The sequence below is a fragment of the Dysgonomonas sp. Shenzhen-Wh21 genome (genome assembly GCF_043392705.1).
Classification (GTDB): Bacteria; Bacteroidota; Bacteroidia; order Bacteroidales; family Dysgonomonadaceae; genus Dysgonomonas.
Genome location: NZ_JAIXHZ010000011.1, coordinates 1 through 10,817, shown reverse-complemented (window position 1 = coordinate 10,817; position 10,817 = coordinate 1). Strand labels below are relative to the sequence as shown.

12 protein-coding genes and 1 tRNA gene are annotated in these 10,817 nt (G+C 39.6%); 5 read left to right on the top strand and 8 right to left on the bottom strand.

Translation table 11 applies throughout. The features are described 5' to 3' along the window. Position 1 precedes the first annotated feature (1 nt). The 6 genes from LDB17_RS00340 to LDB17_RS00315 form a co-directional block, all read right to left on the bottom strand. The gene (locus LDB17_RS00340; protein ID WP_393924823.1) at positions 2 to 487 is read right to left on the bottom strand and encodes a hypothetical protein; all 486 of its coding nucleotides are present in this window, start codon (positions 485 to 487) and stop codon (positions 2 to 4) included. A gap of 9 nt (positions 488 to 496) precedes the next feature. After that, positions 497 to 1,108, bottom strand: a complete 612-nt coding sequence (locus LDB17_RS00335) for an outer membrane beta-barrel protein (RefSeq protein WP_252639378.1) — start codon at positions 1,106 to 1,108, stop codon at positions 497 to 499. Positions 1,109 to 1,651: 543 nt separating this feature from the next. Next, complete coding sequence (locus LDB17_RS00330; RefSeq protein WP_252639377.1) at positions 1,652 to 3,433, bottom strand: hypothetical protein; 1,782 nt, start codon at positions 3,431 to 3,433, stop codon at positions 1,652 to 1,654. Between the two features lie 27 nt (positions 3,434 to 3,460). Continuing rightward, on the bottom strand, positions 3,461 to 6,457 hold the full coding sequence (locus LDB17_RS00325; protein ID WP_252639376.1) for a tetratricopeptide repeat protein: 2,997 nt from the start codon (positions 6,455 to 6,457) through the stop codon (positions 3,461 to 3,463). Continuing rightward, positions 6,454 to 6,975, bottom strand: a complete 522-nt coding sequence (locus tag LDB17_RS00320) for an NUDIX domain-containing protein (RefSeq protein ID WP_252639375.1) — start codon at positions 6,973 to 6,975, stop codon at positions 6,454 to 6,456. Before LDB17_RS00320 ends, LDB17_RS00325 begins: the two co-directional genes overlap by 4 nt. Before the next feature lie 68 nt (positions 6,976 to 7,043). Continuing rightward, entirely contained in the window at positions 7,044 to 7,631 is a 588-nt protein-coding gene (locus LDB17_RS00315; RefSeq protein ID WP_252639374.1) for a DUF3109 family protein, read from the bottom strand. 206 nt (positions 7,632 to 7,837) lie between these two features. On the opposite strand from LDB17_RS00315, the gene LDB17_RS00310 reads away from it, so the two are divergent. Continuing rightward, a tRNA-Arg gene (locus LDB17_RS00310) sits at positions 7,838 to 7,909 on the top strand. 223 nt (positions 7,910 to 8,132) lie between these two features. On the opposite strand, the gene LDB17_RS00305 is transcribed toward LDB17_RS00310, so the two are convergent. Next, positions 8,133 to 8,543: a hypothetical protein gene (locus LDB17_RS00305; protein WP_252639373.1), complete on the bottom strand. Its 411-nt coding sequence runs from the start codon at positions 8,541 to 8,543 to the stop codon at positions 8,133 to 8,135. A gap of 58 nt (positions 8,544 to 8,601) precedes the next feature. Then, positions 8,602 to 8,856 (bottom strand): hypothetical protein, encoded by a 255-nt coding sequence (locus LDB17_RS00300; protein ID WP_393924822.1) that lies wholly within the window; start codon positions 8,854 to 8,856, stop codon positions 8,602 to 8,604. Between the two features lie 169 nt (positions 8,857 to 9,025). Between LDB17_RS00300 and LDB17_RS00295 the strand changes: the two genes are divergently transcribed. From LDB17_RS00295 to LDB17_RS00280, 4 genes are all read left to right on the top strand, one after another. Next, positions 9,026 to 9,274, top strand: a complete 249-nt coding sequence (locus tag LDB17_RS00295) for a helix-turn-helix domain-containing protein (protein ID WP_252639486.1) — start codon at positions 9,026 to 9,028, stop codon at positions 9,272 to 9,274. A gap of 29 nt (positions 9,275 to 9,303) precedes the next feature. After that, positions 9,304 to 9,492 carry a helix-turn-helix domain-containing protein gene (locus LDB17_RS00290; protein WP_252639487.1) on the top strand — a complete coding sequence of 63 codons (189 nt, stop codon included), beginning with the start codon at positions 9,304 to 9,306 and terminating at the stop codon, positions 9,490 to 9,492. A 191-nt stretch (positions 9,493 to 9,683) separates the two neighbouring features. Then, positions 9,684 to 10,472 carry a HipA family kinase gene (locus LDB17_RS00285; protein WP_252639488.1) on the top strand — a complete coding sequence of 263 codons (789 nt, stop codon included), beginning with the start codon at positions 9,684 to 9,686 and terminating at the stop codon, positions 10,470 to 10,472. Next, positions 10,469 to 10,817 (top strand): DUF3037 domain-containing protein (locus tag LDB17_RS00280; protein WP_393924821.1); only part of this gene is annotated, 349 nt, incomplete at its 3' end. The genes LDB17_RS00285 and LDB17_RS00280, both read left to right, overlap by 4 nt.

The window sequence follows — 10,817 nt, the reverse complement described above, 5'->3', positions numbered from 1 at the left end:
CCTAAAGCTGGAAAGTGACGGCATTCGATATTCCCGCTTGCTTTTCTATCTCGGCTATCGTTTTGGCTTTGTCGGGCGAAAGGCAGTAGAATACTTTCTGTTCGTTGGCAGTAAGCGGTTCGGAAGTCTCAAAGTCGGCATTGAGCAAAACGTGCGTTTCACTTTCCAGCTTTAGGGCAGAGGGTAGCGCCGCACGATATACATCGCCCAGCGAACACATATAATACATAGCCACCCATTCCCAGAACTTTAGCTGGAGAGGGGTGGCTATCGGATATTCTTCGAGCACGGTAACAATGTCTTTTACCGGCTGTGATAATTTTTCTTTTTCGTATATCTGAAAAACAATGGCTGTGTAAAACTTCTTCTTGCCAAACTGTACAATAACCCTACTCCCTGCGTATACCGATTTTTTGAATTCTAAAGGAATAGCGTAAGTGTAAGTCCCTTGTAGCGGCAAGGGTAATATTACATCAGCATACAGCATTTTTTGTTATCAGAAGTAGTAATTGAGTCCTACGGTCCAGGATTGGTTTTTCTTGTTTTGGAACGTATCGGCATCCATGTATTCTTCTTTATAATTGTCGGTCAGGTCGCCACGGAAGTACATTCCCAGATCGATATTTCTGAATAAAGTAACTCCTGCTCCTGCACCCAACCCGAAGATAAAGTTTTTGTGCTTGAAAGCGTTCACTACATCTTTGGCATTATCACCATCACCAACTTTCACATTGCCATACACACCACCTGTAACAAACAAGCCCAAAGGACCTAGCTTGATACGTTGCTTTAAGTTGATAGGCAAGCTTATATAGTTATAGTCGGATAGAGAGGCATTGTCTTGCTTTTCACTGATCTTATATTCTTTATGTCCGTACAGTACAGAAATGTCTCCCCCGAATCCCGAAATAGGAACTACAAATTCGGCTGTTGGGCCTATCTGGAAGCCTAATCGGTTGCTGGCTTTCAATATATCAGTCTTCAGCTTGTTGCTGGCTACATCTACACCTCCCCTTACACCCAGACGAAATTGAGCTGAGGCAGTATTAATACTCAGTACGCAAATAAGAGCAAAGAGTGCTAGCGATACTAATTGTTTTGTTTTCATACGTAATACCTTTTATTAACTCTTTTTTTATAACACATAAATAGAGAGAGAAGTTCGTTTGTGCCCGATTGTTTTATAAAATGTTTTCTGAATAAATTGGTGGAATTTCTGATTTTCGAAAGTATTCTGATATTCATTACTCGCATTTTACAGTTTACGAAAATAGTTAAAATTTACAAACAAACAAATTATATGCAGATAATTTTTAATGATTTGTTTATAAGTTGATTACATGCCCTTCGGTATGTGATGTTTAGTATGGCTTTAGATCAACATTTAGATATAAACTACACAGTATAACCGTTGTTATAAATCATCTTTCGGGGAAACATCGTAAGGACTTCTCATTTTTATAACGCTATTCGAGCCGGCATATTGTTTCTTTGTAGTTAAAGAACGGATTAAAATTTATTCTTGTCTTCTCTCATACTCCATAATTTCTGCATAACAAAAAATACAGTAACCCTACAAAGAAAACGGAGTGAAACAATCCGTTGCACGGACGGGGTCTCACTCCATTTATGAAGATTAATGGATATTCTTTTAGAACTTGAGGCTTACACCTGCCATGAAGTTAAAGCCTTGTAGCGGATATCCGTATTGCAGTTCATACTTTTGGAATAGTATGTTGTTCAATCGTCCGTTTACGGCTATATAGTCATTTATCTTATATTCGGCTCTGAAGTTCAGTTCGTTTATATCCTTCATATTTGCAATCGTCGATGCAGTAGTACTTGCGTTTGAGGCAAGAGCCTTGCGTCCGCCTGCATATAGATAATTCACCGACAGGGTAAGATTGTTGATTGGGTTAACGTCAGCGTTGAACTCAGCTGTGAATGTAGGACGTCCCCAAGGTTTGGTGTCGGGCAGCGTCTCAGCATCTATCACCTGCACATACGGTTCGTGATACTTCACATTGTAGAAATAAGCGGTCATACGAGCCGAAAGATCGGTGTATGGGATCAGGTTTGTTTTCAACAACCCGCCGATGTGTCCTGTAGAGATGTTGGCATATACAGGGCTTCCAACATTTCCCCATCCGTTTTCTCTGTAATAGTTGTATACATAGAGGTGGTCTCTTCTTACGTGCTTGTATCCGGCAAAGAGGTCAAACTCCAAACCACTTACTACACCCGAGCGGAATCCGATCTTGGCATCGTAATATGTTTTTGAATATTCGATGCGGGTGCTAGGGTCTGCATAACGGTTTTCTTGCAAAATGTCGAGGAATGTATTGTTGTTGACCCCTCCGCCCACTTCGGCATAGAGTGTGTTTACTTCGTAGAAGCTGACGCTAGCTTTTACATTTGGTGAAATAGCAAAAGCCGTTTTCACGTCAAACAATGCACTCAGGTTTGCGCCTAAATCGGCATTCCAGTTTGCTCCCTGAAACTTGATATATGGCGTACCTGTAATATTTGTATATCCGTGATACGCATTGGGTAGGTAGTCGGTTTTGTTGCTGAACGATTGGTTCAATATCATTCCCTTTATCCCTACTTGCTGATCGGCTCCAAATTCTGTATACAGGTTTAGGTCGGCATTGATAATGCCCCCTTTTACTCCGTCGTCTGCTTTTTGGCGACCATACTTATTTGTGAAATAATTGTAGCTCACATTTCCGTCATACTTGATCGGGCCTTCGTTCTCTTCTTTCGATTTCAGTCCTGCTCCGATCTTAAACACATTTACGCCTTGCTTGCTGTCTACATCGAACGGATACACCGCAGACGATGAGATCGGAATAAAGCTGTTTCCATAATAATTGTAAGATGTATTATAGAATGATGCTCCCAGCGAAAGTACAGAAGGGTCGAACGTGTGTTGATATTTCAGGTTGCCTCCTGCATGCATATACTTGGCTTTTGCATCTTTGCGGGCATAGTCGCTACCGTTGATATAGTCTACTGTAGAGCCTGTTGCGCTATATGTACCAAAAAAGTCGAGTCGGTCGTTGTCTCCGTTTACAAGTCTGTACCCGAGAGCTCCATCGATATTTCCCCCTGTGCCCAAGCCCAATACCGCATAGCCGCGTTTCTTGTCGAAGGCTACATCTGTTTTGATGTCACCCGATGCCGAAGCTCCCAGTTTGTTGTTGTCCAACCTGATCTGAGGGGTGTTGCTCTCGAACTTGATTTCTTTCGGTTTGATAGTCGGGGCGTAAATATTGGGTTGTGTATTTACTTTCGATGCTTCTTGCATGGTAGGTACATAGTCTCTTTCGAGCATCACCTGACGAGTGATGGTAGAGTCTTTTTGTGCCGAAACTGTCAGGCTTATTATTCCCAGTCCTATGACCAATAATGATTTATATGTTGTTTTCATACGTTTTAATTCTGATTTGTTCATAAGTTATTTTAAAGCTGACAAGCGTTCGTCTATCATTGTGTTTATATCGGCTTCACCTCCTTTATAATTTGCCTGAAGGCTTTCGAGATACTGACGTGCCGAGAATTTATCACCTTTGGCAACATAAGCATCCGACAATACCACCACCGCACGTGCCATCCAATATTGGTATGGTGTACCTTCTTTCATAAAGGCAAGCACTTGTTTTTCGGCCTTGTCGTACGATTTCCATTTGTAGTACATGTCCGCAAGTAAGAACTGGGCTTCGGCTCCGAATGCGCTGCGAGTATCTTTGGCTACTGCCTGCAAGTCTGTGGCTGCTTCGTCGTTCTTCTTTAGGTTGATATACGATTTTCCTCTGTAGAATCTGGCTTCGTTGGCTACGGCAGGAGCTGCTTTTGCTCCTTGCAATATTTTGCTTGCGGCAGCTACCACCTCGTTATCTTTTTTCAGAAGATAAGCACAACGCAACATACCCAGTTGGGCAATGTCTTTGTTCTCTGTATTGGATGCCACCATATTCAGGTGCTCGTAGGCGGCATAAGCTGCCTCATAATTTTTGCGGTCGAACTCTATTCCCGATGCAAACACCAAGGCATTGGCAATGTATTTTGGGTTGTTTGAGTTTATAACTTCATTGAAGTGGGTGAGTGCTTTATCGAAATCTTTGGCTTCGAATGCCATATCGCCCAGATAGAAGTGTGTATCGCTTGCAAATACCCCGTTAGGATATGCTTGCAGGTATTTGTTGAATGCTGTTTTCGACTCATCTTTGCGGCCTTTCATATATATGTTTTCGGCAGCCAAATAGGTGAGTGAGTCCTGACGGTTGGACGAAAGGATTGTGCCTTTACCCAGCGAGTTGACGTATGAAGCATACGAGCTGATGTCGTTCATATCCTTATAAACCGCCTCAAGGCTTTCTATGGCAGTACGTGCTTCTTCCGAATTGGGATAGTTGGCAATTACCTGCTTGTAGGCTTCTGCCGACTTGCGAGGATTGTTGGTGTTGAAATATAATTGTCCGAGCTGTACTCCTGCTTTTTGTGCCAGATTGGATTTCGGATGGTCTTTCAGCATTTTTTCAAGCACCGAAATTGCTTCCTGTTCTTTGTTTTGCATTACCAATGCACGGCTCTTTTCGTACAGTGCATTGTCGATATATTGCGAGTTCGGATATTTTGCCATCATGCTGTTCAGTGCTGTTACTTTTCCCGAATAGTTGCGTTGCAATCCTAATACAAATGCCTTTTGGAATTCAGAATAGTCGGCATTCTCAGGGTTTGAAGATACGGCTTGCGCATAGTATCTTTCTGCCTCAGAGAAGTTTCTGTTGTAGAGGTTTATATCCCCGATGCGGTTGAGGGCATCGGAATAGTTTGGCGACTGCTTGTTGCTTTCTGCCGAAACATATTTCTTGAAGTTGTTCAGAGCAGAAGAATAAACTTTGTCCTGAAACTGTGCGTAAGCCAAGTTATACAGCGCTAGTGGATAATTCTTTTGCGAAGGGGAAGCCTGACCGATGTAAGCCGTGTAATCTCTGGCTGCTGTGCCATAGTCGGCACTGCGATAGGCTATGTCTCCCCGCCAGAAATATGCTTCGTTGCGCACTTCGGCGTTGTAGCTACCCATGTTGATGGTTGCATTGAAATCGTTGGCAGCAAGGTCGTAACGCTTGTCGATGAAGTTTTGCACACCCGACTGGAAGAGTATAATTTGCTTAGCTTCCAGTATCTGACGATCGGGCGACTTGATGCTATTGATGGCCGCAAGGGCAGTGCTATAGTTTTTGGACGAAAGCAATGTGGAAGCCAGAGCTCCGCTTACTGCGCTCGTATATTTCGAATTTGGATACTGAGCAAGGAAACGTTGCGATGCTGTAATAGCTTCGCCAAAAGCACCTCCTCCGTCTCGGTTGCGTATCATTACGTTGTTGTATAATGCACCTTCGCTGATAGAAGGGTCGAACTCGGATCGTGCGGCTGCTTCGAAAGCCATAACGGCATTCTGCGTGTCGTTTAGTTTCAGATAAGACTGTCCCAGAAGCATCTGTCCTGCCTGTCCCAGTTTGTCGGTTGTAGAAGCTACATCTTTCAGCGCTTTTACGGCATTGCCATACGCACCTGTTTGGTAGTATGCTTCTGCCAGTTGGTACATATCTTCACGGAAAGGTGTAGATGTAGTGGCACGATATTGCTCATAGTTGCGGATAGCATTTTGTATGTTGCCAAGGCGGTAGTAGCTGCTGCCCAGCAGGCGATATACTTCTCCGATGTTTTTACTGCTCGGGTATGACGAGATAAAGTCTTGTCCTTCGCTTATCGTTCCGTTCATATTGCCTTGCAGAAACTCGCTTTGTATGAGGAAGAATGTTGCATTCTCTTTGTATTCGGGTTTGCTTTTCAGCTTTCGGAATGTAGCGATAGCCTGATCGTATTCTCCTTCCTGAAAATTGGCATAAGCCAGATAGTAGGATGCCGGCTCTGCATATTTTTTACTATTGCGAGACAATAGTCCGAATAGGTTTTTAGCTTCTTTTCTGTCTCCCTTTTGGAGGCTGGCATACGCCATGCGGTAGCTGTAGTCTTCTTGTTCGCTTACGGACAGATAATCGATATCCACTTGTGAGAACCAATGAAGGGCTTTGTTCCAATCTTTTTGTTGAAAATGAATTGATCCTGTAAAGAAACTGATCTGGTTGCGGTGATAAGATTCGGGATAATCGTCAAGAAAATCTTTCAAAATTGTTCCGTCACCGGCTTTGCCCTGATAAAATAAGGAGCTGACAATCATATAGTCTGCTTCTTCCATCAGTTTTATATCTTTCGACTGGTTCTTAAATTCTTGTAGTGTATTGATACATCCTACATAGTTATTGTTTAAGAACATTTCTTTGCCTTGCGAAAATAGCCTTCCGGGCAATTCTGTGTACACTGACTTCTGAGCGTGAGCCAAATGTAAGCCCGATGCAAGGGTGATAACTAATAGCAGTTTTCTCATATTTTCATTATTTTGATTTCCTGTATTACTTCTTTTACCGAGCGTAGCCCAAACAGGTCGGGGTTAAGCTCTGATATTTTTATAAATTGAAGGCTGGCGACATCGTCCTCAGCTTGCATGTTCCTCATATCATCTACTTTGCATAGGTAAACCAGATCGAGGGTATGCACCTCAAACCCTGAGTATACGTATGTATTGGGGATGGAGAACATATATTTTGCTTGCGAAACATGGAGCCCTGTTTCTTCTTTTACCTCTCGTATAACAGCTTCCTCTCCTGTTTCGTTCATGTCTACAAATCCGCCGGGCAGGTCGAATGTACCTTTTGCAGGGTCGTGAGCCCGCGTTGCAACCAGCAGCTCATCATTACTGTTGATAATAATGGCTATTGTGGAAGAACTGGGGTTGAAGTAATAAACGAAGCCACAAGTCTCACATCTTTTCGATTTGAAATTATTCTCCACAAAATGGCTTGACCCACATTTTGGGCAAAATTTGAATTGATGTAGTGGATGCATGTTTTGAGTTTAAAGTTATGAGTTTAAGTTATATTGTAAACCGATACAGACCATAAGCTCTTTACAGATTATTGCCATTTGTATCCTGCTTTTTTGTATTCTTCTGCTACCAGAACAAGTTCGTTATACCAATCTTCTCCGAAACGACGGATAAGTGGTTCTTTGAGGAACTCGTAAACTTTCAATCCTTCCTTCTTGCCGAGTAATACTGCCGCTTTGCAGATCGACCACCGATGATAATTAACGGCGGTGAAGTCTTTATATTTTTGCAAACGGATAGGGTACAGATGGCAAGAGATGGGTTTGTAAAAGTTGGTACGTCCTTCCCGGTATGCTTTTTCGATGGCACATTTGCAGATGCCTTTTTCGTCGTAATAGGTAAACACACAGTCTTTTCCGTGCACGATAGCGGTTACCATGTCTCCATCGTGGTCGCGGTAGGCTACTCCATGCTCTTTTATTACGGCTTGGGCAGCGGGCGACAGGTCGTCCCAGACCTCAAACAGGAGGTCTTCTATTATCTTTACTTCGTCTTCTTCGAGAGGTGCACCTGCATCGCCTTCTACGCAGCATTCGCCCATACAGGCTGAGAGGTCGCATAGAAAATTTTCTTCGATTATATCTGATGCGACTATTGCATCGCCAATTTGAAACATTTATTTATTGTTATGTTTTTAAAAAAATATTTAGCAAATATAGATGTTTTTATAGCAGCACACAATTGGCAAAAGTCCTATTTCCTGAAAAAACAGGGTTTCTTTAACACTATTTGATTAAATCGCAGAATGTATTTGCCTAATGTCGGAAATTCTCTTATTTTTGCAGTGATTTTATCGGAAACGAGAGTGACGGTAAGATGTATGGCGCAGTAGTTCAATGGATAGAATAGAAGTTTCCTAAACTTTAGATTCGGGTTCGATTCCCGGCTGTGCTACGGTCTGTGTAAAATAGCGACTGATTATCAGATGGATAGTCAGTCGTTTTTGTTTTAGGGTAAGAATAGGGGGTGTAAATATTTATTTTTTCCGTCTTTTTGACTATTGATTGTTTTAGGTTCATCGTCCGGAGAAGATCGAACCCGTATCTACAACCGATATAAAACAAAAACCGCCCTACTTTCCCAAGCAAGACGGCTTCAATACAAAATTAGTAATACTCTATTTGTCGGATAGCTCTGTTCCCTCTTGAATGGCTATAAAGTTTTTCCGATCAGTAGATGCATGTTTTATTTGATTCTTGAATTGAGCAAAATCTTCTTCAAGCCCTCTGCTTTGTAAATAGCTTAGCACGATAGCAAGCGTTTTGTCTTGCTTTATAGTGTTGAGTTGAAAGAATATGCTTTCGAGAAAGTTGTTGTTAAATACAGCTAATAGGTTATTTATATTATCCTCTAATGTCCATTTTTCACTGCAATGGATACTGGTTAGCCCGCCTGCATAATAGAGAGGATTTATACCAAACTCACTTTCTTTTTTTTGCTTGTACTGATGTATATTTGCGTTCATTTTCTGTACTTTCTCTACAAGTTTGTCTCTTAATTCTTTTTCATCGATTAGTATTGTTTCCATAATTATAAGTTTTTAAATGTGTATTATATCTAAGTTATTCTTCTTTGATGGTTATTAATTAATCTCCAGTGTATGCACCATTGCCGTAATAACGTGCCGGGGATGCGATATAGTTAGCGTTATATTCAGCAACCTCTTTAGCTAATTTAGCTTCGTAAGCTGCCTTTCTAGCTGCTAGTATAGCATTATTGCGAACCTCAACTTTAGCAATCTTCCAAGCTTGTTTTAAAGCATCCGACATTGATACTTTATAGCCTCTTTTTATTTTGTGGGCTTCTTTCATTATTTTGGATTTGTTGTAAGTTGTTTTCATAGTCTATAATGTATTTCGTTATATTTATACTGCAAATATAATATAATAGATTATAATAGTCCAAATAAAAACACATAAAAAATAACCTGTTACATAATATTTAACACTTATTTATTATATGATACGTTATAAGTGTCTATATTTGCACTATAATCTAAAACATTATAATATGGATTTAAGAATAAAAGAAATACTAAAAGAAAAGAAGATCACGGCTATATCGCTTGCTGACACCGTGGGAATGGCACAACCTAGTATGAGTAATATTGTGAATGGCAAAGTAATGCCATCGGTTGAAACATTAGAACGTATTGCCGTTGCTCTGGGTGTTCCCTTTACGGATCTATTCGAGCAGCCTAAACAGAATGTTATCACGTGCCCTCATTGTAATGGTAAGATCAAAGTAGAGAAAGGATAAAAGATTAATGATATATTATTAAACCGACTATGATAGCAGGGAAATATTTCACATTAAATGAGCTATCTGAATATATCGGTCTTGGCAGAGACGGTATAGATGCACTTGTAGAAAAAGGATACATAAAAGCCTTCAAGGATAAAAGCAGAAGATGGCTATACGATAAAGAGGATATTGATTCGTATTTCGATAAATGTAAACAGGAAGCACTAATATAGCTTAAAGAATCCCTTTTAATTTGTAAGAAGACAAACACAAAAGAAGGCGATTACTGACGACTAAATTAAAGGATATCTAAGCTATAAATCTGCATTTTTTATTTTTGGATTTATCTATAAGTAAAATAATTCTATGTAATTATTGTTAATTTGCTGATCTTTATATAGATTTGTGGCTCACATTTATTGAGATGGAATTACCAATATTGGAAGCTATAGGATTTCAGGAAATACTAGAAAAAGGTTCCCATTCAAAGCCGTGGGTTGTATTGACAAATATAGATAATGAAGTTAAACCTTATGTCGTAAAACTCTATAAGACAGTAGATATCCAAGCAAGGAATAAAATGACCGCTGAAGTTCTTGGAAATGTAATAGCTCAAGACTTTGGGCTTAAATCTCCTGTCGCTGCTATTATAAATTTTACACCTCAGTTTTGTATGCAGTTGAATTCAGAATGTGATGAAGTTATAGCTAATGTTGATGATCGACCTAAATTTGGATGTGAATATATTACGGGGAGTTCTCTTTATCGGAAACAAACAAAGGCTCACAATGCTAATAAAATAATAAATACAGGAAGCTTATATGCTTATGATTATTTCATCTGCAATAGAGATAGAAGCAACAATAAACCTAATTTACTTGTTAAAGATGGGAGTGGTATACTAATTGATCATGAGATGGGACTCGAAATTGATGCGAATACTATATCAAGAATTATTGAAGGTGAATGGGATAGTAGATATCAACATCATCTTTTTTATGAAATACTGAAAAGAAAATATTCTAAATTGGAAGTGTTTGATGAGTTCTTATTTTATCTGCAATCATTTAATATTAATAGGTATGATTCATATTTTTATCAACTGGAAAATCTGGGATTCAATACTCAAAAAGAGTTAATAAAGGAATATTGGTCTATCGTAAAAGAAAAATATTCTATCTTTGCAAATATATTACATGCTTCAATATCATGAGTAATAAATTAATATACAGTATTTTGCAATATAAGCATTCTCACTTGCTAAGAGAAGCGGTTAATATTGGAGTACTTTTTTATTTTCCTCAAGAGAATAAGAAGCTACATTTCTATTGTTCAAATCCAAATAGATTGAGGCACCTTTATAATGATATTGATATAAACTATTATAAATCTATTTTAAAAGATATAGAGGAGGATACTTGCAAATACTCTAATGATTTGATCGCTCGTGAGGTCTTAGAAAGCAATCCTTTTGATTTTATTGATTCTTTTCTTCTTAAAGAAGATGATTCATCTCTTCAATTTACCAACACCATAACTTCGTTGTATAATAGTGTAA